This is a genomic window from Streptomyces boetiae (assembly GCF_031845405.1).
Lineage (GTDB): Bacteria > Actinomycetota > Actinomycetes > Streptomycetales > Streptomycetaceae > Streptomyces > Streptomyces boetiae.
Map to the genome: position 1 here is coordinate 19,431 of NZ_JAVREN010000012.1, position 21,708 is coordinate 41,138.

General features: G+C 75.5%; 18 protein-coding genes and 1 pseudogene. 4 read left to right on the top strand and 15 right to left on the bottom strand.

Going from position 1 to position 21,708, the window contains the following annotated elements; genetic code table 11:
- Nucleotide 1 precedes the first annotated feature (1 nt).
- The gene (dnaJ, locus tag RM780_RS10895; protein ID WP_311630418.1) at nt 2-1,141 is read right to left on the bottom strand and encodes a molecular chaperone DnaJ; all 1,140 of its coding nucleotides are present in this window, start codon (nt 1,139-1,141) and stop codon (nt 2-4) included.
- Nucleotides 1,142-2,158 carry a heat-inducible transcriptional repressor HrcA gene (hrcA, locus tag RM780_RS10900; protein WP_311630419.1) on the bottom strand — a complete coding sequence of 339 codons (1,017 nt, stop codon included), beginning with the start codon at nt 2,156-2,158 and terminating at the stop codon, nt 1,142-1,144.
- 174 nt (nt 2,159-2,332) lie between these two features.
- On the opposite strand from hrcA, the gene RM780_RS10905 reads away from it, so the two are divergent.
- The 3 genes from RM780_RS10905 to hemW are packed head-to-tail and all read left to right on the top strand — an operon-like array spanning nt 2,333 to nt 5,279.
- Nucleotides 2,333-3,145, top strand: a complete 813-nt coding sequence (locus tag RM780_RS10905) for an MBL fold metallo-hydrolase (RefSeq protein WP_311630420.1) — start codon at nt 2,333-2,335, stop codon at nt 3,143-3,145.
- Nucleotides 3,146-3,158: 13 nt separating this feature from the next.
- Nucleotides 3,159-3,989 carry a DUF3097 domain-containing protein gene (locus RM780_RS10910; protein WP_311630421.1) on the top strand — a complete coding sequence of 277 codons (831 nt, stop codon included), beginning with the start codon at nt 3,159-3,161 and terminating at the stop codon, nt 3,987-3,989.
- 57 nt (nt 3,990-4,046) lie between these two features.
- Complete coding sequence (hemW, locus tag RM780_RS10915; protein ID WP_311630422.1) at nt 4,047-5,279, top strand: radical SAM family heme chaperone HemW; 1,233 nt, start codon at nt 4,047-4,049, stop codon at nt 5,277-5,279.
- A 628-nt stretch (nt 5,280-5,907) separates the two neighbouring features.
- Here hemW and RM780_RS10920 read toward each other — a convergent pair.
- Nucleotides 5,908-7,785 carry an AMP-dependent synthetase/ligase gene (locus RM780_RS10920; RefSeq protein WP_311630423.1) on the bottom strand — a complete coding sequence of 626 codons (1,878 nt, stop codon included), beginning with the start codon at nt 7,783-7,785 and terminating at the stop codon, nt 5,908-5,910.
- A 105-nt stretch (nt 7,786-7,890) separates the two neighbouring features.
- Nucleotides 7,891-9,747: a translation elongation factor 4 gene (gene lepA / locus RM780_RS10925; RefSeq protein ID WP_311630424.1), complete on the bottom strand. Its 1,857-nt coding sequence runs from the start codon at nt 9,745-9,747 to the stop codon at nt 7,891-7,893.
- Between the two features lie 164 nt (nt 9,748-9,911).
- On the opposite strand from lepA, the gene rpsT reads away from it, so the two are divergent.
- Nucleotides 9,912-10,181 carry a 30S ribosomal protein S20 gene (gene rpsT, locus RM780_RS10930; RefSeq protein ID WP_311630425.1) on the top strand — a complete coding sequence of 90 codons (270 nt, stop codon included), beginning with the start codon at nt 9,912-9,914 and terminating at the stop codon, nt 10,179-10,181.
- Nucleotides 10,182-10,441: 260 nt separating this feature from the next.
- On the opposite strand, the gene holA is transcribed toward rpsT, so the two are convergent.
- The 11 genes and pseudogenes from holA to RM780_RS10985 all read right to left on the bottom strand — a co-directional run bounded on the left by holA (nt 10,442) and on the right by RM780_RS10985 (nt 21,678).
- Entirely contained in the window at nt 10,442-11,437 is a 996-nt protein-coding gene (gene holA / locus RM780_RS10935; RefSeq protein ID WP_311630426.1) for a DNA polymerase III subunit delta, read from the bottom strand.
- A gap of 80 nt (nt 11,438-11,517) precedes the next feature.
- A complete protein-coding gene (locus RM780_RS10940; RefSeq protein WP_311630427.1) occupies nt 11,518-11,865 on the bottom strand; it encodes a hypothetical protein in 348 nt (115 codons plus the stop codon).
- The gene (locus tag RM780_RS10945; protein WP_311630428.1) at nt 11,866-12,516 is read right to left on the bottom strand and encodes a hypothetical protein; all 651 of its coding nucleotides are present in this window, start codon (nt 12,514-12,516) and stop codon (nt 11,866-11,868) included.
- Complete coding sequence (locus tag RM780_RS10950) at nt 12,509-13,909, bottom strand: hypothetical protein (protein WP_311630429.1); 1,401 nt, start codon at nt 13,907-13,909, stop codon at nt 12,509-12,511. Before RM780_RS10950 ends, RM780_RS10945 begins: the two co-directional genes overlap by 8 nt.
- Nucleotides 13,910-13,935: 26 nt before the next feature.
- Nucleotides 13,936-15,390 (bottom strand): hypothetical protein, encoded by a 1,455-nt coding sequence (locus RM780_RS10955; RefSeq protein ID WP_311630430.1) that lies wholly within the window; start codon nt 15,388-15,390, stop codon nt 13,936-13,938.
- The gene (locus RM780_RS10960) at nt 15,391-15,678 is read right to left on the bottom strand and encodes a hypothetical protein (protein WP_311630431.1); all 288 of its coding nucleotides are present in this window, start codon (nt 15,676-15,678) and stop codon (nt 15,391-15,393) included. It lies immediately after the preceding gene.
- A 35-nt stretch (nt 15,679-15,713) separates the two neighbouring features.
- Complete coding sequence (locus RM780_RS10965) at nt 15,714-16,409, bottom strand: hypothetical protein (protein ID WP_311630432.1); 696 nt, start codon at nt 16,407-16,409, stop codon at nt 15,714-15,716.
- 157 nt (nt 16,410-16,566) lie between these two features.
- Complete coding sequence (locus RM780_RS10970; protein ID WP_311630507.1) at nt 16,567-17,361, bottom strand: arylamine N-acetyltransferase family protein; 795 nt, start codon at nt 17,359-17,361, stop codon at nt 16,567-16,569.
- 46 nt (nt 17,362-17,407) lie between these two features.
- Nucleotides 17,408-19,840, bottom strand: a pseudogene (locus RM780_RS10975) (ComEC/Rec2 family competence protein); the annotation flags it as partial.
- Nucleotides 19,827-20,714 (bottom strand): ComEA family DNA-binding protein, encoded by an 888-nt coding sequence (locus tag RM780_RS10980; protein ID WP_311630433.1) that lies wholly within the window; start codon nt 20,712-20,714, stop codon nt 19,827-19,829. The gene RM780_RS10980 and the pseudogene RM780_RS10975, both read right to left, overlap by 14 nt.
- Nucleotides 20,715-20,814: 100 nt before the next feature.
- Nucleotides 20,815-21,678, bottom strand: a complete 864-nt coding sequence (locus RM780_RS10985) for a DegV family protein (RefSeq protein ID WP_311630434.1) — start codon at nt 21,676-21,678, stop codon at nt 20,815-20,817.
- Nucleotides 21,679-21,708 lie beyond the last annotated feature (30 nt).

Below are 21,708 nucleotides of genomic sequence, written 5' to 3' on the forward strand. Positions count from 1 at the left end.
CCTAGCGGCCGTTGAAGGCGTCCTTGAGCCGGGAGAACAGGCCCTGCTGCCCGGGCTGGAACTGCCCCATGGGCCGCTCCTCGCCGCGCAGCTTGGCCAGCCGCCGCAGCAGCTCCTCCTGCTCGGGGTCGAGCTTGGAGGGTGTCTGGACCTCCACGTGCACCACGAGGTCGCCCCGGCCGTTGCTGCGCAGGTGCGAGACGCCGCGGCCGTGGAGCGGGATCGACTGGCCGGACTGGGTGCCGGGCCGGATGTCGACCTCCTCCATGCCGTCCAGCGTCTCCAGCGGCACCTTGGTGCCCAGGGCGGCGGCGGTCATGGGCACGGTCACCGTGCAGTGCAGGTCGTCGCCGCGGCGCTGGAAGACGGCGTGCGGCTTCTCGCGGATCTCCACGTACAGGTCGCCGGCGGGGCCGCCGCCGGGGCCGACCTCGCCCTCGCCCGCGAGCTGGATGCGGGTGCCGTTGTCCACACCGGCCGGGATCTTCACGGTCAGCGTGCGGCGGGTGCGGACCCGGCCGTCGCCCGCGCACTCGGGGCATGGAGTGGGCACCACGGTGCCGAAGCCCTGGCACTGGGGGCAGGGCCGGGAGGTCATGACCTGGCCGAGGAAGGACCGCGTCACCTGCGAGACCTCGCCGCGCCCGCGGCACATGTCGCAGGTCTGCGCGGAGGTGCCGGGGGCGGCGCCCTCGCCGTTGCAGGTGCCGCAGACGGTGGCGGTGTCGACCTGGATGTCCTTGGTGGTGCCGAAGGCGGCCTCGTTGAGGTCGATCTCCAGCCGGATCATGGCGTCCTGGCCGCGCCGGGTGCGCGACTTCGGGCCGCGCTGGGACGCGGCGCCGAAGAAGGCGTCCATGATGTCCGAGAAGTTCCCGAAGCCGGCGCCGCCGAAGCCCGCGCCCGCGCCCGCCGAGGCGGCGCCGCTCATCGGGTCCCCGCCCAGGTCGTACATCTGCTTCTTCTGCGGGTCGGAGAGCACCTCGTACGCGGTGTTGATCTCCTTGAACCGCTCCTGGGTCTTGGGGTCCGGATTCACGTCCGGATGCAGCTCGCGCGCCAGCCGCCGGAAGGCCTTCTTGATCTCTTCCTGCGAGGCATCGCGTCGCACGCCAAGGATGGCGTAGTAGTCGGCCGCCACTTAGTTCTCCGCGAGAATCTGTCCGACGTAACGTGCCACTGCGCGCACCGCTCCCATCGTTCCGGGGTAGTCCATGCGGGTCGGTCCGACCACGCCGAGCTTTGCGACGGCTTCGTCGCCTGAACCGTAACCGACAGAGACGACCGACGTGGAGGTCAGTCCTTCGTGGTTGTTCTCGTGCCCGATGCGCACGGTCATGCCGGAATCCTTCGCCTCCCCCAGCAGCTTCAGCAGCACCACCTGCTCCTCCAGCGCCTCCAGCACGGGGCGGATGGTGAGCGGGAAGTCCTGCCCGAAGCGGGTGAGGTTGGCCGTGCCGCCGATCATCAGCCGCTCCTCGGTCTCCTCCACCAGCGTCTCCAGAAGGGTGGAGAGAACCGCGGAGACCGTGCCGCGCTCCTCGGCGTCGAAGGAGTCGGGCAGGTCCGCGACCAGCCGCGGCACCTCGGTGAAACGCTCGCCCGCGACGCGGCTGTTCAGCCGGGCGCGCAGCTCGGCCAGCGAGGTCTCCCCGAACGGGGCGAGGCAGTCCACGTGCCGCTGCTCGACCCGCCCGGTGTCGGTGATGAGGACCAGCATCAGGCGGGCCGGGGCCAGCGCGAGCAGCTCGACGTGCCGCACCGTGGAACGGCTGAGCGAGGGGTACTGCACCACGGCGACCTGGCGGGTGAGCTGGGCGAGGAGGCGGACCGTGCGGGCCACCACGTCGTCCAGGTCCACGGCCCCGCCCAGGAAGTTCTGGATGGCGCGGCGCTCGGGGGCGGACAGGGGCTTGACGTCCGCGAGCTTGTCGACGAAGAGGCGGTACCCCTTGTCGGTGGGGACCCGGCCGGCGCTGGTGTGCGGCTGGGCGATGTACCCCTCCTCCTCCAGGGCGGCCATGTCGTTGCGGACCGTGGCCGGGGAGACCTGGAGGTTGTGCCGCTCGGTCAGCGCCTTGGAACCCACCGGCTCCTCCGTGCCGACGTAGTCCTGGACGATGGCCCGCAACACCTCCAGCCTGCGTTCACTGAGCATGTCGCACCTCCCGTCCGGCCGTCCGCCGCTGGCTGCCGCCCTGGCACTCGCGCTCGGGGAGTGCCAGACCCTGCTCCAGTGTACGGCCGGGTAGCACGGCCAGGGAACGAGCGGCGGCAGACTGACATCTCCCGCAGCACCTGCCCGCCGGCACCCGTCCGTTAACGTCCGGGCATGGACACGGGCGCGGGGCGCGGGCGGGGCGGTGCGGGCGGGGCCGGGCGGGAGCCCCGTGAGGGGTGGGAGCGGTGGCTTCCGGGCGAAGGCTGGGAGGCGGTGGCGCCCGGGGTGTTCCGGCGGCGGCTGCCCGGCTGGGACGAGACGGTGGGGCTCGTGGCCTCCCCGGGCGGCCTGCTGCTGGTGGACGCGGGCCCCTCGCGTGAGGCGGCCGGGGCCTGGGGGGCGGGCCTGCCGCCGGGTGGCGTGACGCGGCTGGTGGTCACGCACCCGCACTTCGACCACCTGCTGGGCGCGGGGGCGTTCCCGGCGGCCGAGGCGTGGGGGCCGGCGGGGCTCGCGGCGTTCCTGGCCGCGCCGGGGGCGGCCGATCCGGCGGCGGACGGGGCGCGGCACGGCCTGCACCCGGCCGCCGCGGCGGCGGATCTCGCGGCGGCTCGGGAACGCCCGTGGCGGGCGCCGTCGCCGGGGCGCGGGTCGCGCGCGGTGCTGGACCTCGGCGGGGGCCGCGCGGCCGTTCTGGCGGACCTGGGGCCCGCGCACTCCGCGCTGGACCTGGCGGTGCTGGTGCCGGGCACGCCGCCGGTGGTCTTCTGCGGGGACCTGGTCGAGGAGTCCGGGGAGCCGCAGGCCGGGCCGGACGCGAGCCCGGAGCGCTGGCCCGCGGCGCTGGACGCCCTGCTGGCGCTGGGCGGCCCCGAGGCCCGGTACGTGCCGGGCCACGGGGCGGTGGTGGGCGCCGCGTTCGTCCGCGCCCAGCGGGAGGAGCTGGCCGGCCGGTTCGGCGTACCGCCGCGCCCCGGCCCGTGATCGAATGGGCGGCATGCGCAGCCGGTACGACGACCCCGACCTGACGCCGCCGTGGAAGCGCTCCCGGCCCGTGCCCGAGGTGCCCGCCGAGCCCGGCCTGGTGGTCGAGGAGGTCGCCACCGGCTTCTGCGGCGCGGTGGTGGGCTGCGAGGCGGCCGTGGTCACGCTGGAGGACCGCTTCGGCAAGCACCGGGCGTTCCCGCTCCGGCCGCGCGGCTTCCTGCTGGAGGGCAGGCCCGTCACCCTGGTCCGCCCGGCCCGGGGCGGCGGCGCGGCGGGCCCGGCGCGCACGGCCTCCGGCTCGGTGGCCGTGCCGGGTGCCCGCGCGCGGGTGGCGCGCGCCGGGCGCATCTATGTGGAGGGGCGGCACGACGCGGAGCTGGTCGAGAAGGTGTGGGGCGACGACCTGCGGGTGGAGGGGGTCGTCGTGGAGTACCTGGCGGGCGTGGACGACCTGCCGTCCGTGGTGCGGGAGTTCGGGCCCTCGCCGCGCGCCCGGCTGGGCGTGCTGGTGGACCACCTGGTGCCCGGCTCCAAGGAGTCGCGGATCGCGGCGGAGGTCTCCCACCCGGACGTGCTGATCGTCGGGCACCCCTTCGTCGACGTCTGGGCCGCGGTGAAGCCGGCCGCGCTGGGCCTGCGCGCCTGGCCGGACGTTCCCCGGGGGCAGGACTGGAAGACGGGGGTGTGCCGGGCGCTGGGCTGGCCCGCGAACACGGGTGCCGCGTGGCAGCGCATCCTGGCGGCCGTCCGGGACTACCGGGATCTTGAGCCCGCCCTCCTCGGCCCGGTGGAGCACCTGATCGACCACGTCACGGTCGGCGGCCCGGCCGGGCCGGTCTGAGGCGCGGGCCTTCCGCGCCGGGGCCGGGCCCGCGCGCGGATGGCCGACACTGGGGGTATGCCCTCCACCCTTCCCGACGGCGAGCCGGTGCCCGCGGACGGCGCGCTGCCGCCCTCCGCGACCGCCGGGGCCGCCGCCCGGCCGCTCGCGTTCTACCTGCACGTCCCCTTCTGCGCCTCCCGCTGCGGGTACTGCGACTTCAACACGTACACCGCGGCCGAGCTGGGCGGGCCCGGCAGCGGGGGCGTCGGGCGGGAGGGGTACGCCGAGCTGGTGGAGGCCGAGATCCGGCTGGCCCGCAAGGCCCTGGGCGACGACCCGCGCCCCGCCTCCACCGTCTTCGTCGGCGGCGGAACGCCCACGCTGCTGCCGCCGGACGGCCTGGCGCGGATGCTGGACGCGATCCGCGGCGAGTTCGGGCTGGCGCCGGACGCCGAGGTCACCACCGAGGCCAACCCCGAGTCGGTCACCCCCGCCTCCCTGGCGGCGCTGCGGGAGGCGGGCTTCACCCGGATCTCCTTCGGGATGCAGAGCGCGCGCCCGCACGTCCTGGCCGTGCTGGAGCGGGCGCACGCGCCGGGGCGCCCGGAGGCGTGCGTGGCCGAGGCGCGCGCGGCCGGCTTCGAACACGTGAACCTCGACCTGATCCACGGCACCCCCGGCGAGACCGACGCCGACTGGCGGGCCTCGCTGGAGGCCGCGATCGGGGCCGGGCCCGACCACGTCTCGGCGTACTCGCTGATCGTGGAGGACGGGACGCGGCTGGCCCGCCGGGTGCGGCGCGGGGAGGTCCCGGCGCCCGACGAGGACGCGCAGGCCGACCGGTACCTGATCGCGGAGGAGACGCTGAGCGCGGCGGGCTTCTCCTGGTACGAGATCTCGAACTGGGCGACGGGCCCCGGGGCCCGCTGCCGCCACAACCTCCTGTACTGGACCGGCGCCGACTGGTGGGGCGCGGGCCCCGGTGCGCACAGCCACGTCGGGGGCGTGCGGTGGTGGAACGTCAAGCACCCCGCCGCGTACGCCCGCGCGCTGGCGGAGGGCCGCTCCCCCGGCGCGGGCCGCGAGCTGCTGTCGGCCGAGGACCGCCGCGTCGAACGCGTCCTGCTGGAGCTCCGCCTGGCCGAGGGCTGCCCCCTCTCCCTCCTGAGCCCCGCGGGCCGCGCGGCGGCGGAGCGCGCCGCCCGCGAGGGCCTGCTCTCTTCGGAGGCCCTCGCCGAGGACCGCGCCGTCCTCACCCTCCAGGGCCGCCTCCTGGCCGACGCCCTCACCCGCGACCTCACGGACTGAACGCCAGGCCGGACGCCCACGCGGCGACCAACAGCAGGCGTGCGCCCGCCGCCAGCACTCTCTGCGACGGGCGGCCCCGGACGGGCCCGCGGAGCCCCGGTTCCCACCCCGGCACCGGGACCCTCCGGCCCGGCACCCGCCACGGGCGTTGCCCCGGCGGACGATCGCCGGGCCCTCGCGGGTGTTCCCCGGACCCGGGGGGAACCGCTCCCCGGGCAGGGGAAGCCACCGCCGCCCACCGGCAGGGGCGTTCCGCCCGGCGTGGAGCACCCCGGGGGCCGCGCACGGCGCAGCGGCGGACCGGCTCGCGACCGCGGTCGGCGCGGCCATGCGGGCGGCGCAGCCGCACGACCGGCGCAGCCATGCGGGCGGCGCAGCAGTGCGGGCGGCGCAGCAGTGCGGGCGGCGCAGCAGTGCGGGCGGCGCAGCCATGCGGGCGGCGCAGCCGCACGACCGGCGCAGCCATGCGGGCGGCGCAGCAGTGCGGGCGGCGCAGCAGTGCGGGCGGCGCAGCAGTGCGGGCGGCGCAGCAGTGCGGGCGGCGCAGCAGTGCGGGCGGCGCAGCAGTGCGGCCCCGGCGCCCCCCGCGGAGCGGGGCGCTCGGGGCCGCGTCGGGACGCTACGGCCGTCAGGCCGGGTCGTACATCTCCTCGATCAGGCCGGAGAACTCGCGCTCCACCACAGGGCGCTTGAGCTTCAGGCTCGGGGTGAGGTCGCCGTGCTCGACGTCCAGCTCGCGGGGCAGGAGCTGGAACTTCTTCACGGTCTGCCAGCGCTGGAGCGAGCCGTTCAGCTCCTGCACGTAGCCGTCGATGAGGGCGCGGGTGCGCTCGTGGGCCACGACCTCGGCATAGGTGCCGGGGACCTCGTTCTGCTGGGCCCAGGACATGATCGCGGCCTCGTCCAGCGCTATCAGCGCCGAGCAGAACTTCCGACCCGCCCCGACGATCACCATCGCGGAGACGAAGGGGCACACGGCCTTGAACTGGCCCTCGATCTCGGAGGGCGCCACGTACTTGCCGCCGTCCGTCTTGAACAGGTCCTTCTTGCGGTCGGTGATCCGCAGGTACCCGTCGTCGGACAGCTCCCCGATGTCGCCGGTGTGGAACCAGCCGTCCGGCTCCAGGACCTCGGCCGTCTTCTCCGGCTGGTTGTGGTAGCCCTGCATGATGCCGGGGCCGCGCATCAGGATCTCGCCGTCCTCGGCGATGCGGACCTCGTTGCCCGGCAGCGGCTTGCCGATGGTGCCGGTGCGGTACCCCTGCCAGGGGTTGACCGCGCTGGCCGCGGCGGACTCCGTCAGGCCGTAGCCCTCCAGGATCGGCAGGCCGGCGCCGCAGAAGAAGTAGGCGATGTCCGGGGAGAGCGGGGCCGCGCCCGAGACGAAGCCGCGCAGCCGGCCGCCGAAGGCCGCCCGCAGCTTCCTGTAGACCAGGCGGTCCGCGACGGCGTGCTTGAGGGCCAGACCCGCCGGCACCGATTCCTTGCCGGTGCGGCGGTAGCTCTCCTGCGCGGTGCGCGCGTACTCGCGGGCGACGCCGACGGCCCAGGTGAAGATCCGGTAGCGCGCGCCGCCGGCCTCGCGGGCGCGGTTGGCGACGCCGTTGTAGACCCGCTCGAAGATCCGGGGGACGGAACACATCGCGGTGGGCCGGACCACCGGCAGGTTGTCGATGATCTTGTCCACGCGGCCGTCCACGGACATCACGTGGCCGATCACGATGTGCGAGGAGAGCAGCATCTTGCCGAAGACGTGGGCCAGCGGCAGCCACAGGAACTGGTCGTCGTCCTCGGCGATCAGGTCGATCTGCCGGACGGCCAGGCCCATGTAGGACCAGGTGTCCTGGCTGAGCCGCACGCCCTTGGGGCGGCCGGTGGTGCCGGAGGTGTAGATCAGCGTCGCGAGCTGGTCGCCGCGCAGGCCGGCGATGGTCTCGGTCACGCAGTCGGGGTTCTTCTCCAGGTAGGTCGCGCCGCGCTCGGACAGCTCGTCCAGGGAGAGGACCCAGCCCTCGGGGTCGCCCTCGGCCGCCACCGCGTCGGCCGCGTCGAGGACCACCACGTGGCTCAGCTCCGGCAGCTCCGAGCGGCGCTCGCGGACCTTGGCGAGCTGCGCGGCGTCCTCGGCGAAGAGCACCCTGCTGCCCGAGTCGGACAGGATGTAGGCCGTCTCCTCGGCGTCCGTCTGGGCGTAGACGGTGGTGGTGGCGGCGCCCGCGCACATCACGCCGAGGTCGGCCAGGATCCACTCCACGCGCGTCGCCGAGGCTATGCCGACCCGGTCCTCCGGGCGGATGCCCAGGTCCATCAGGCCGGCGGCCACGGCGTAGACCCGCTCGGCGGTCTGCGCCCAGGTCCAGGAGTGCGACCAGTCGTCCGGGCCCTCGCCCTCGGTCACGACCGGGTAGCGGAACGCGATCCGGTCGGGGGTGGAGGCAACACGCTCCAGGAACAGGTGCGCCACCGACGGCGGCCTGTTGTTGAGCGAATACTGCTTCTCGGTCACGACTTCCTCCGGGTGCCGCGCTGCAACGGGGACGGGTAACTCACGAGTAACTACCGGATGGCAGCCAGAGTAAAGCTCCCGGGCCCCGCTTTGTAAGTGGGGTGACTATTTCTTCTTCCCCTCGCCCCCCTCGCTGTCCGAGGAGAGGGCGGCGATGAACGCCTCCTGGGGCACCTCCACGCGGCCGACCATCTTCATGCGCTTCTTGCCCTCCTTCTGCTTCTCCAGCAGCTTCCGCTTGCGGGAGATGTCGCCGCCGTAGCACTTGGAGAGCACGTCCTTGCGGATCGCGCGGACCGTCTCCCGGGCGATCACCCGGGAGCCGATGGCGGCCTGGATCGGCACCTCGAACTGCTGGCGCGGGATGAGCTCGCGCAGCTTGGCGGCCATCCTGACGCCGTAGGCGTACGCCTTGTCCTTGTGGACGATGGCGGAGAAGGCGTCCACCTTCTCGCCGTGCAGGAGGATGTCCACCTTGACCAGGGCGGCGGCCTGCTCGCCGGTCGGCTCGTAGTCCAGGGAGGCGTAGCCGCGGGTCTTGGACTTCAGGGCGTCGAAGAAGTCGAAGACGATCTCCGCCAGCGGCAGGGTGTAGCGCAGCTCGACCCGGTCCTCGGAGAGGTAGTCCATGCCCTGGAGGGCCCCGCGCCGGGTCTGGCACAGCTCCATGATCGCGCCGACGTACTCGCTGGGGGCGATCAGGGTGGAACGCACCACCGGCTCGCGGACCTCGTCGATCTTGCCCGTGGGGTACTCGCTGGGGTTGGTCACCGTGTGCTCGGAGCCGTCCTCCATCCGCACCTGGTAGACCACGTTCGGGGCGGTGGCGATCAGGTCGAGGCCGAACTCCCGCTCCAGGCGCTCGCGCACCACCTCCAGGTGGAGCAGGCCGAGGAAGCCGACGCGGAAGCCGAAGCCGAGGGCGGCGGAGGTCTCCGGCTCGTAGACCAGTGCGGCGTCGTTGAGCTGGAGCTTCTCCAGGGCGTCGCGCAGGGCCGGGTAGTCGGAGCCGTCGATGGGGTACAGCCCGGAGAAGACCATGGGCTTGGGGTCCTTGTACCCGCCCAGCGCCTCGGTGGCGCCGTTGCGCTGGAGGGTGACCGTGTCGCCCACCTTGGACTGGCGCACGTCCTTCACGCCGGTGATCAGGTACCCGACCTCGCCGACGGCCAGGCCGTCGGAGGGGGTCATCTCCGGGGAGTTGACCCCGATCTCCAGCAGCTCGTGGGTGGCGCCGGTGGACATCATCGCGATGCGCTCGCGGCGGCCGAGCCGGCCGTCGACCACCTTCACGTAGGTGACCACACCCCGGTAGGCGTCGTAGACCGAGTCGAAGATCATCGCGCGGGCGGGGGCGTCGGCCACGCCCACCGGGGCCGGGACCTGGCGGACCACCTCGTCCAGCAGCGCTTCCACGCCCTCGCCGGTCTTGGCCGAGACCCGCAGCACGTCGCCGGGGTCGCAGCCGATGAGGTGCGCCAGCTCGGCGGCGAACTTATCGGGCTGGGCGGCCGGCAGGTCGATCTTGTTCAGGACCGGGATGATCGTGAGGTCGTTCTCCATCGCCAGGTAGAGGTTGGCGAGGGTCTGGGCCTCGATGCCCTGGGCGGCGTCCACCAGCAGCACGCAGCCCTCGCAGGCCGCCAGCGAGCGGGAGACCTCGTAGGTGAAGTCCACGTGCCCGGGGGTGTCGATCATGTTGAGCACGTGCGCGGTGCCCTCCACGGCCCAGGGCATGCGCACCGCCTGGGACTTGATCGTGATGCCCCGCTCGCGCTCGATGTCCATGCGGTCGAGATACTGGGCGCGCATCTGCCGCTGCTCGACCACGCCGGTCAGCTGGAGCATCCGGTCGGCGAGGGTCGACTTGCCGTGGTCGATGTGCGCGATGATGCAGAAGTTGCGGAGCTGAGCCGGGTCCGTACGGCTCGGTTCCGGCGCGTTGGAGGGGATCGCGGGCACGCGGGGTCCTGTCCGGTCATAACGGTGGGTCGCTCGGTCGGGTCCATGGTCCCATGCGGGGCGGGCTGGTCCTGATTGGGAGCGCGGCCGGGCCCGCTGGTACGCTGGCTGACCGTGTCCGGTCCGGACACCCCCAGAACACCCACCGAACCCGAGGCACATTCGTGGCGAACATCAAGTCCCAGATCAAGCGGATCAAGACGAACGAGAAGGCCCGCCAGCGGAACCAGGCGGTCAGGTCCGAGGTCAAGACCGCCGTCCGCGCCGCCCGCGAGGCCGCAGCCGCCGGCGACTACGAGCAGGCCGAGGCCGCCCGCCGCGTCGCGGCCCGCAAGCTCGACAAGGCCGTCTCCAAGGGCGTCCTGCACCGGAACAACGCGGCCAACAAGAAGTCGGCGCTCGCCGCCCGCGTCAACGCCCTCCAGGCCGGCTGAGAGCCCCCTCAAGCCCCAGGGCACGCTGAACCACCCCGGAGCGCGCTGAACCGCACCGGGGCGGCCCGGCCCCGGGCGCCGCGCCCCCAGCGTTCGCCACGCGCGGCACCCCCCGCCTCTCGCGCCGGAACGCCCCGGGCCCAGGCCCGCTTCGTTCGAGCCTCAGGCCCCGGACCGCCGACCCCGTCGGCACGGTCCGGGGCCTTGTGCTGCCCGCGCCCGGCCGTTCCGCCTTCCGGTGCGCGGGCGAGCGGCCGGGGTCAGCGTGAGCGGGCGGCGGCGGCGATGGCGACGACGGCCTTCTCCAGCGCGTACGCCGGGTCGTAGCCCCCGCCCTTGACGGCCGCGTCCGCCTCGGCCACGGCACACAAAGCGGTGGCCACCCCGTCCGCGGACCAGCCGCGCATCTGCTGACGCACCCGGTCCACCTTCCACGGCGGCATGCCCAGCTCGCGGGCCAGGTCGGCCGGGCGCATCCCGCCGGGCGCCGAGGCCAGCCGGCCGATGGACCGCACGCCCTGCGCCAGCGCGCTGGTGATCAGCACCGGGGCAACGCCCGTGGCCAGGGCCCAGCGCAGGGCCTCCAGCGCGTCGGCGGCGCGGCCCTCGACGGCCCGGTCGGCGACCGTGAAGCTGGAGGACTCGGCGCGGCCCGTGTAGTACCGCGCGACGACGGCCTCGTCGATGGCGCCCTCCACGTCGGCCGCGAGCTGCGCGCAGGCCGAGGCCAGCTCCCGCAGGTCGCTGCCGATGGCGTCCACCAGGGCCTGGCAGGCGCCGGGCGTGGCGCTGCGACCGGCGAACCTGAACTCGGCGCGGACGAACGCCAGCCGGTCCGCCGGCTTGGTCATCTTCGGGCAGGCCACCTCCCGCACCTTGGCCTTGCGGGCGGCGTCCAGCAGGCCCTTGCCGCGGGCGCCGCCGGCGTGCAGCAGGACGAGGGTGATCTCCTCGGCGGGGGCGGCCAGGTACGCCTTCACGTCCTTGACCGTGTCCGCGCCGAGGTCCTGGGCCTGGCGGACGACGACGACCTTGCGCTCGGCGAACAGCGAGGGGCTGGTCAGCTCGGCCAGCGTGCCCGGCTGGAGCTCGCCGGGCGCCAGGTCGCGCACGTCCGTGTCCGGGTCGGCGGCCCGCGCGGCGGCCACCACCTGCTGCACGGCCCGGTCCAGCAGCAGCTCCTCCTGGCCGACGGCCAGGGTCACGGGGGCGAGGACGTCCTCGCCCCGGGCGTTTCCGTCGTTTCTGGCGGCCATGCGCCCAGCATCCCACGCCCCTGTGACAGCGCGGGAACGGCCGCCCGCCGCCCCCGGACCGGCCCGGGGCGTTTCCCGGATCAGCCGGCCGAGCCGCCGCTCGCCTGGATCAGCCGCAGCAGCGCCTCGGCCGCCGTCCTGACGTGCTCGGTGTCGCCGGGCAGCACGAAGACGCCCCGCGCGCCCCAGCCCGGGGAGACGTTGTATTTCGTGCCGTTGAGCGTCAGCGACAGCGTCTGGCCCCGGGTGAAGCGCACCTTGGAGGCCGTCACCTGCGCCAGCGGCGCGCTGTCGATGGGCTGCCGCTCGCTGCCCAGCAGGGTGAGGACGCCGTCGTGCAGGACGACGACGCCCTGCTGGGCGATCGGCCGCAGCCCCTTCCCTATCTGCGTCCGCTCGAAGACGTACTGGGGCTCCCGGCCGTCCATCTACTCGGCACCTGCCTTCCCGAAGAGGGCCTCTGCGGGCAAGGTCTCCGCCGCCGGGCTCACGGTGAGCGAGGCGGCTATCTCGTCGGCGGTCCCGGCCATCTCGGCCCCGATCGCCGGGCTGGACCAGCTGACGGTCATCTCGACCGGCCCGTCCGTGAGGCCGGGCGGGAAGACGTAGTAGGAGACGTACTCCATCAGCAGCCGGCGGCCGTCCTCCGTCGGCTCCTCCCGCACCAGCTCGTGCACGCGCAGCGCGGGCCCGGCCGGGAGGTCGATCTCGCCGATGAGGGGCTCGCGCAGCCGGTAGTCGCGCGGCACCCGGGCCAGCGCGGCCACCGAGGCCGGGCCGCCGTCCGGGGGCGGGCCGCCCCAGGGCGCCACGAAGGCCGTGATGGGCACCAGCGGGCGGGACTCGGCGGGCACGTCGGGCACGAAGACGACCACGGGCGCGGCGCCGCGCTCGACCGCGCCCTGCCGGATCAGCTTCAGCTCGGGGAGGACGGCCTCGGCGTAGAGGTGGTTGAGGTCCCCGCCGCGGTCGGCAATCTCCTGCGCCACGCGCTCGGGGCCGTCCTCGGCCCGCACGTCCAGCTGGTGCCAGCCGGCGCCGGGGTGGTCGAATCCCGCGACCCACAGGTTCTCAGCCACGGCGCGTCTCCTTCGCTGTCTTCCGTGCCGTCCGCGCTGTCCGTGCTGTCGCGCGGCGGTAGGTCACCTCGGACACCCGCTCGGCCGTCACCAGCCGGTCCAGCCAGGCCACCCGCGCGCACAGGCGGATCACCCAGGGCACGAAGGCCACGGCGAAGGTGACGCCGCTCATCACGTAGTAGGGCGCCCAGTCGATGCCGCCGTCCGCGCCGCGGGCGAACGCGACCGGCGGGGCCACCATGCAGGGGAAGGCGACCAGGGTCAGGAACGCGTACCGCCCGCCGTCGACCGCGCGGTCCAGGCCCGGCTTCCGGGCGGTGCGGTCGGTGGCGTTGGCGGGCCCCGCGGGGAAGCGCCTGGCCGTGGCCCGGCGGGCGAGGACGAGGCCGGCCTCCTCGCAGAAGGCGCGCAGCCGCCCGAGCTGCGGGTCCCCGCGGAACCAGGTGTCCCAGTGCAGGAAGGCCTGGACGCTCTCGCGCCGGTCCAGGAGAACGACCGCCCAGGGCCGTCCCGACTCCTCCAGCACCACGGCCTCCCGCACGCCCAGGACGGGGTCGGCGGGGCCGCGCATCAGACGCAGGACGTTCTGGGCCGTGCGCAGCTCCAGGTTCTCCCCCACCAGGCGCAGCGAACTGCGCCCCAGGAACGCGCGGGTGACCGGCACGCCCGGGCTGGGCCGCAGCTCGGCGTCGGCGCCCGCGGCGCGGAGGGCGGCGAGGTTGCGCAGGGCCGTGACACCGGCGAAGCCGATGCTGAGCAGCGCGAGGAGCATCAGCGGGGCGGTGACGGCGGCGAAGCCGACGTTGCGCGCGGTCTCGCCGTCGCCCGCCAGGGCCGTGACGGCCAGGGCGAGGAGCCCGGCGAGCACCAGCGCGAGCGCGGGCAGCAGCAGGGCGAGGGGGACGGCTCCCGACGGGCCCGGGCGCAGCGTTCCGGCGAACTCCGGCGCGGGCGGCGGGGGTTCGTCGGCCTCGCGCACCAGCAGGCCGTGGTGGGTGAGGAAGTCCCGCAGGCCGGAGAGCCGCAGGAACTGGCCGGCCATCAGGTCGCTGCCCCGGGTGGGGATCGCGTCGGGGAAGTCCATGGTGACGGGCTCGGTGCCGTTGGGCAGCCAGTCGCTGACGATCAGGCGGGCCACGCTCGCGCCCGAGGCGTCGCACAGGTGCAGGGTGCCGCCGGAGGCGTTGTACGGGGTGGTGCCCTCGCGCCGGGTGGGGGGCGGCTGAACCTTGCCGCGGACGTGCACGGCCGAGGCGACGGCGCCGCCCGGGCCGAGCGCCCAGGCGTGTGTGCCCGAGCGCCCGCGCACCATCAGCCTGCCGTCCTCCACGGCGGCCCGGGCCCGCCGGAGCACGCCCCAGCGGGCCAGCGGCCGTTCTCCCGCGAGCAGCACGGGCGCCGTCGGATTCGCCTGGCCCTTCACCTGGGCAGGGCCTCGCTTTCGCTGTAGTTGAGGTCGCCGACGCCGGTGACGTTGGCATCCAGGATGTTCTCCCCCGCGGTGAGGGAGGGGATCTGGAGCTGCTGGGCGCCGTCGCGGAAGTTGCCGTACATGCCGCCCGCCGTGCCGACGGCCTGGGAGCCCAGTTCGAGGCCGGCGGCCCCGCTCATGCCGAAGTACTGCGCGCCGTTCTCCGCCGCGCGGCCCATCGAGAGGGCGTCGGCCGCGCCGTTGTGGACGCCGAAGAGCTGGTGGGCGCCGCCCTGGAGGCCGCCGCGCCAGCCGCCGGCGGCGAGCTGGCCGGGGAGGGCGCGGGTCTCGCCGAGGATGGAGCCGTAGTTGGCGGTGCGCAGGTTGCGCAGGCTGGTGGCCATGTCGCCGCCGAGGTTGCCGTAGGCGCCGCGCAGGCCGGAGGGGCGTGCGAAGCGGGCGGCCTCGTCGCTCAGGCGCCGCAGGTTGCCCGCGCTGTCGCCCATGATGTCGGTGGCGCGGGTGGTGCGGGCGGCGCGGTTGCCGAACTGCGACATGCCGCGCAGGCTGCGGAACGCCTGGAAGCGGCCCGACTGGCTTGCCACGCGGGCGACTCCGCCGGCCGCGCGGGCGATGCCGAAGGTGACGATGCCCAGGACGTCCAGGCCGGCGCCGACCCAGTCGCCCTTGAGGATGTTGCCGATGAGCGAGAAGCAGGTCGCGATCAGGGCGATGGTGCCGAGAATGCCGGCCAGGGCCTGGCCGATGATGGGGATCCATCCGACGAGCAGGGCGGCGATCCCCGCCCAGGCCGCGATGAATCCCGCGATATTGCCGATCGCGATCAGCGCGTCCCGGATGGAGGCGAGCGCGCCGCCGACGTGGTCCCAGAAGCCGTCCTCCAGGCCGTCGCTGCCGATGAAGTCGCCTATCGCGTCGGCGGCGCGCTGGGCCGCGGCGTCCTTGGCGCCGACGATCTCGCTCAGGCGGGAGCGCAGCGAGGCAAGCTGGGCCTGGGCGCCCTCCAGATCACCCTGAAGAGTGCCGTGCTGATCGTGGTTTTCGGCGTCCTCCTCGGCGGCGGCCTCCACCTGGGGGCCGAGGCGGTCGATCTGGCCCTGGGCCTCCTGGGCCTGGGTGCGCAGGCTCAGGCTCTCGTCCTGCGCGTCCTGCAGCTCGGGCCAGTACCCGGCCAGGGCGTTGGCGGCGGCGTCGTAGCGGCCGTAGGCGCGGAAGACGTCGTCGGACAGCTCGGTGGCCTTCTCGCGGAACGCCCGGCCGGCGTCGGACTGCCAGCCCTGCTCGGAGTCGGTCACCTCGCGCAGCAGGGTGCGGGCGCGCTGGATGGCGTCGGCGGTCCGCCGGTACCGGACGGCGGCCTCCTGCACCAGCTCCCAGTCGCCGGGCACCGGGTCCCGGCCGTCCTCGGTCAGCGGGTGCCAGTCACCCGGGCGGCCACTCATCTACGCGTTCCCCTCCAGCGCGTCCACCAGGTCGCGTTCGATCCCGTCGTATCCCTCGGCGGCGGTCTGGGCCGCCTCGGCCAGGCCCTGGAGGTTCTCCATCAGCGCGCGGCGGTGGTTGCTCCAGTTGTCCGCGAACTCCTCCAGCTCGTGCGCCAGGTCGTCGTGGCCGACGATCTCGGCGTACTCCTCCGCGATGTCCTCCGAGTTGTCGAACTCGGCCGCGATCAGGCGCAGGCTCTGGCCCAGCTCGCGGATCTCCGCGAGCGTGAGGACGATGTCCGGCATTCCCCCTCCTTACTTCGGTCCCGGCCGCGCCGGGGTCAGGCCCACAGGAACGAGTCGGCGACGGCGTCGAACATCTCCACCTGGGCGTCCGCGAGTTCGGGCAGCGGGGTGCTGAAGGACAGCACCAGCCAGGCTCCCGAGTGCGGCACCGGCAGGTAGAAGTCGAGCAGCGTGCTGGGGCGGTCCTCGGGCTGGCCCAGGTCCTTGGAGTCCTGGCTCAGCTCGCGCCGCCGGCAGCGCACCGCCGGGCCGCAGGTCAGCCGCACGACCCGCACGTCGGCGTTCTCGCCGTGCTTGTTCCGCAGGCCGTCCGCGAGCATCTCCACGGGCAGGACGGCGCGGACGGCGGGGTCCTCGGGCTCGGCGGTCACCAGCAGGCTGGCCGGGATCGGCACGCCGAAGACGCCCTGGGTGGAGAGGTACAGCTCTATGCCCAACTGCTCCACGGCCTTGTCCGTGATGGAGGTCAGCAGCTCGCGCAGCTCGCGCCGCTTGACGGCGAACTCGTCCCGGCTGGCGTAGGTCAGGTCCACCAGCGCCTGGACGGACTTCTCCCGCTGGGCCGCGGAGCGCAGCGGTATGCGGAACCAGTCGGTCGGCGTGATCATCCGGTACGAGCTGGGCGGCGCGACGCTCGCCCCCGCCTGCTCCGGCCGCGCGTCGGGCGCCGCCTCCGCCCGCGCCCTCGCGGTCCCGGCCTCCTCGATCGCCGGCTCTCCGGTCAACGCCACGCGGAACTCCCCGTTCACATGCTCATTTCCGTCGTCGCAGTGACCGTATCCGTGCTTTTGAGTCACGGGCAACGGGGGTATGAGGAAGGGATTGGGGAGAGCCCCTGAAGAGCGTGCGGACGCGGTGCGACCGTTCGTTCGAGAGGCTGTGGGGGGGCTAGGGCCGGGGGCCGAAGTCGCGGGCGGTGGGCTCGCGTTCCAGCGAGATGCCGAAGTGCGTGCGGTAGGCGTCCAGGACCGCCGCCTCGTCGGGCAGCTCCGTCGTCTCCCGGCCGCCGGCCGCGGTGACGGTCAGGCGCCGCCCCGAGAGCGTGATCCGTCCGTGCTCGGTGAACCGCGAGCAGACCAGCGAGCGGGTGAACGGCGAGAGCGGCGAGGTCCGGTGGAACCAGCAGGTGGCCTCGAAGTCCGAGAACGCCCTCGGCCGCGTCTCGATCCGGAACTGCGGGATGCCGTCCCGGGTGAGGTCCAGGTCGCCCTCGGCCGTCTCCGTCAGCCGGTACAGGCCCGCCGGGTCGCGCTGCCCCGCACGGCTGTCCAGCAGCAGCGGGTGGTGCGCGTTGTCCCCGAAGCCGACGTCCGCCAGCCAGGGGCCCGAGCCGTCGGCGCCCCGGACGGCGAGGGTGAGGTGGTCGTAGGGCGGGCCGACCGCGCCGTCCGGCTGCGTCACCCGGGCGTTGAGCAGCGTCACCTCGAAGCCCAGGGCGCGCAGCAGCGCGGCGAAGGCGCCGTTGAGCTCGTAGCAGAAGCCGCCGCGGGCGCGGGCCGTCACCTTCTCCACGACCGCCTCCTCGGTGAGTTGGACATCCTCGCCGAGGTGGACCGAGAGGTTCTCGAACGGAACGGTGCGCAGGTGTCGCAACTGGAGCTCGCGCAGGGTCTCGGCGTCCGCCTTCCGCGGCCGGGGCAGGCCGAGCCTGCGCAGGTAGGCCGCTATCCGCTCGTCGTCCATCCGGCCATCCTGACACGGCGCCCGTCCTAGGACTTCGGTCCTCGGGCCTGCGGACGACGCCCCGGGGCCCGTCGTCCGAGGTGGTGATGGCCAGGGCTCCGTGCCGGTCGGTGCGCAGGACAGCGGCGCCCGCGCGGGCCAGGGCCTCCAGGGTGCGGGGGGCCGGGTGCCCGTAGCGGTTGTGCCGGCCGGCGGAGACGAGGGCCAGGCGGGGGCGCAGCCGCTCCAGCAGCGGCGGGTGCTGGGAGGCCGAGCCGTGGTGGGCGACCTTGACCACGTCCACGGCCGGGAGGTCCGGGTGGGCGGCCAGCAGCCGCTCCTGGGCGGGCGGCTCAAGGTCGCCGGGGAGGAAGGCGGTCAGCCCGCGGGTGCGCACGAGCAGGGTGACGCTGGCGTCGTTGGCCCCCAGGGAGGCCGCCTCCGCGCCGGCCGGGGGCCACAGCACCTCCCAGCTCAGCTCCCCGCCGACGCGGCGCCGCTCGCCCGGGGCGGCCCGGATCACCGGCACCCCGGCCCCGGCCGCTGTCCGCTCCACGAACGCGGCCTGCTCCGGCGTCTGGCGGACCGCTGAGGTCTGGATCGCGCCCACCGCCCTCCCGCGCAGCGCCCCGGCCAGGCCGCCGACGTGGTCGGCGTGGAAGTGGCTGAGAATCAGCAGCGGGACGTGCCGCACGTCCAGCTCCCGCAGGCAGCGGTCCATCGCGGCCGGATCGGGACCGGTGTCCACCACCACGGCGGCGCGCTCCCCGGCCGCGAGCACCAGGCCGTCGCCCTGGCCGACGTCGCAGGCCACCAGCCGCCAGCCGGGCGGCGGCCAGCCGGTGAGGACCCGTGCCAGCGGCGGCGGGCGCAGGACGGCGAGCAGGAGAAGCGCCGCGCACAGCGCGGCCCCCCAGGGGCGGCGCGGCAGGCGGCGGGCCAGCAGCAGCACGGCCGGGGTCACGGCCGCGAGCAGGGCCGCTCCGCGCCACCCGCCGGGCCAGCCCAGCTCGGCGCCCGGCAGCGCCGCCCCGGCGCGCGCGACCCCGGCGATCCAGCGGGCGGGCCAGCCGGCGAGCCAGGCGAGGGCGTGCGCCAGGGGCGGGGCGAGCGGGGCAGCCGCCAGCGCGGCCCAGCCCAGGACGGTGACGGGGGCGACGGCGGGCACGGCCAGGAGGTTGCACGGGACGGCCACCAGGCTGGTGCTCGCGGCGAAGACGGCGACCACCGGCGCGCACACGGCCTGCGCCGCGCCCGCGGCGGCCAGCGCCTCGGCGGCCCGGTGCGGCACGCCCCTGCGGCGCAGCCCCTCGGCCCAGCGCGGGGCGAGAACCAGCAGCGAGCCGGTGGCCAGGACGGAGAGCAACAGGCCGTAGGAGCGGGCCAGTTCGGGCCGCCACAGGACCAGCAGCAGCGCGGCGGCGGCCAGGGCGGGCAGCAGCGAGCGGCGGCGCCCGGTGAGCAGGGCCAGGAGCGCGATGCCCGCGCACAGGCCGGCCCGCAGCACGCTGGGGTCGGGGCGGCAGACCAGGACGAACGCCAGCAGCAGGCCGCCGCCCGCCGCGGCGGCGGCGCGCAGCGGGAGGCCGAGCCGGGCCGCGAGCCCGCCGCGCTCGGCACGGGCGGCCCGGCCTACCGGCCCGAGGAGCACGCCGAGGACGACGGCGACCTGGCTGCCCGAGACCACGATGAGGTGGGTCAGGCCGGTGGCGCGCACGGCCTCCTCCAGGTCGGGCGGGATCGCGGAGTCGTCGCCGGTGACCATGGCCGGGACGAGGGCGCGGGCGTCGGCCGGGAGCGGGGCGGCGGCCTCGCGCAGTCCCTCGCGCAGCCGCCCGGCCAGCCGCTGGGCCGCGTCCGGGCCGCCGGTGACCCGGGGAGGCCCGGCCCGCGACAGGCGCAGCACGGCGGCCCGTTCGGCCTCCCTGCCGGGGGCTGGGGGCGTGCTGGTGGCGGTCAGGCGCAGCCGCGTGGAGGGCAGCAGCCGCAGCCAGGCGCCCGGGTCCTCGGCGCGGACGACGAGCAGCACGGGGCTGCGCACGGCGTGCGCCTCGTCGCCGGCCCGGACGCCGGTGGCCCGCGCGGGCAGCAGCACCGGCCGGGGCCCGGCCTGCTGCCCCGGGCGGGCGCGGGCCTGCCGGGGGTCGCCGGTGAGGGTGACCTCGGCCGTGACCTCCCTGCCCGCGAGGCCGGGCCAGGGGCCGGCGCGGGTGGCGGCGGCGTGCAGCCCGGCGACGGCCGTCCCGGCCGCCGCGCACAGCAGGGCCAGGGCCACGGCGGCGCGCAGGCCGCGCCGCCGCGGCCGGCGGATCGCCAGCAGCGGGGCGGCGGCCAGGCAGCAGGCCGCCGCGAGGGCCGCCGCGCCCCGGCCGGAGAGGGCCGGGGCCAGCGCGGCGGCGGCCCAGGCGGAGGCCGCGGCGGGCACCAGCCGCAGGTCGCCGGGCGGCTCCGCGGGGGCGGGGACGGGGGCCCGGTCGGCGCGGGGCTCAGAGGGTGACACGGTCCCTCAGCTCCGCCAGGCGCCGCTCTCCGATGCCGGTGACCTCGCCCAACTGCTCGACGGAGGTGAAGGGGCCGTGCCGCTCCCGGTGGGCGAGGATGTGCCCGGCCAGGACCGGGCCGATGCCGGGCAGGGTCTCCAACTGGGCGGCGGTGGCAGCGTTCAGGCTCAGGCGCGGCTCGCCGCCGGGGGCCGGCTGTGCGGCGGGCGCGCCGGCCGGGCCCGGGGCGGCGGGCGGGGTGCCGACCACGATCTGCTCGCCGTCGGCGAGGACGCGCGCCCGGTTGAGGCCGGTGGTGTCCGCGTCGGGGTCGCTGCCGCCCGCCGCCTCGATTGCGTCGGCCACGCGGGAGCCGGAGGGCAGCGTGTAGATCCCCGGCTCGCCCACGTCGCCCGCCACGTCCACGACCACCTTCCCGGGCGGTCGCGCCGCCTCCGCGACGACCGCCTCGGCGGTCGCGGCGGCCGGCTCAACGGCCGGGACGGCCCGGGGCCGTGCGGCCCACAGGTGCTGCACGCCGAACCCGGCGGCCACCAGCAGCACCAGACACAGCGCGGCCACGGCCCGCCGCTCGACCCGCACCCGCTCGCCCACGGCCAGCCGCACCCGCCGCCCCCACGGCAGGGGGCCGGGCGCGGCGGGCACTTCCGCGGGTGCGGAGCGCTCGGCCCCCTTCGGCGGCGGAGGATCGGCGGGCTCCCGCCCCGGCCCGGTCCCGCCGCCGCCCGGCGGCGGAGGCACCGGATCGGGCAAGGGGAAGAGGGTCGTGGCGCGGGCCCGGGTGCGCGGGGGGAGGCGGCGGCGAGAGGGGGTGCGGCCGGGGCCTCGGGGACCGGGGGCGCGGCCGGGGCCGCGCAGGCGGGTCGTCTCCATGAGCACGGACGTTACTCTGTGTAATCAGCCCACAGCGGCCCGCTCCCGAATCTGTGGATGACAGGCCCCCTGTGGATAACTCCCTCACCCGATCGGGTGGTCAGCGCGGCGAGACCACCGCGCCCAGCAGCCCCGGCCCGGTGTGCGCGCCGATGACCGCGCCCACCTCGCTGACGTGCAGGTCCACCAGGCCGGGCAGCCGCCCCCGCAGCCGCTCCGCGAGCTGCGCGGCGCGTTCCCCCGCCGCCAGGTGGTGCACGGCCACGTCCACCGGGCCCGTGCCCGCGTGCTCGACGGCAAGCTCCTCCAGGCGCGCGATGGCCCGGGAGGCGGTGCGCACCTTCTCGCGGGGCTCGATCCGGCCCTCGGTCAACTCCAGCAGCGGCTTGACCGCCAGCGCCGACCCCAGCAGCGCCTGCGCCGCGCCGATCCGCCCGCCCCGCCGCAGGTGTTCCAGCGTGTCGACATAGAAATACGCGCGGGTCGCCTCCGCCCGCTTCACGGCCTCCGCCACCGCGTCGTCCGGGCCGCCGCCGTCCGCCACGGCCTCGGCCGCCGCGAGCACGCAGAAGCCGAGCGCCATCGCGACCATGCCGCTGTCCACCACGCGCACCGGGACGGGCGCCTCGCGCGCCGCCACCATCGCCGCGTCGCGCGTTCCGGAGATCTCCGAGGAGAGGTGCAGCGAGACGACGGCCCCCGCCCCGGCCTCGGCCGCAGCCCGGTACGCCGCCGCGAACGTCGCGGGCCCGGGCCGGGAGGTGGTCACCGGCCGCCGGTGGTGCAGCGCCTGCTCCAGCCGCCGTGCGGCCTCCTCCGTGCCGTCCTCGAACGCCTCGCCCCCGAGCACGACGGTCAGCGGAACGACCGTGATCCCGTGCCGCTCGACCTCCGCCCCCGGCAGGTAGGCCGTGGAGTCGGTGACGATGGCCACGGGTCCGGCGGAGGACGCGGTAGGGGGCATGGACCGGAGACTAGCCCAGGCCCGCGCGCC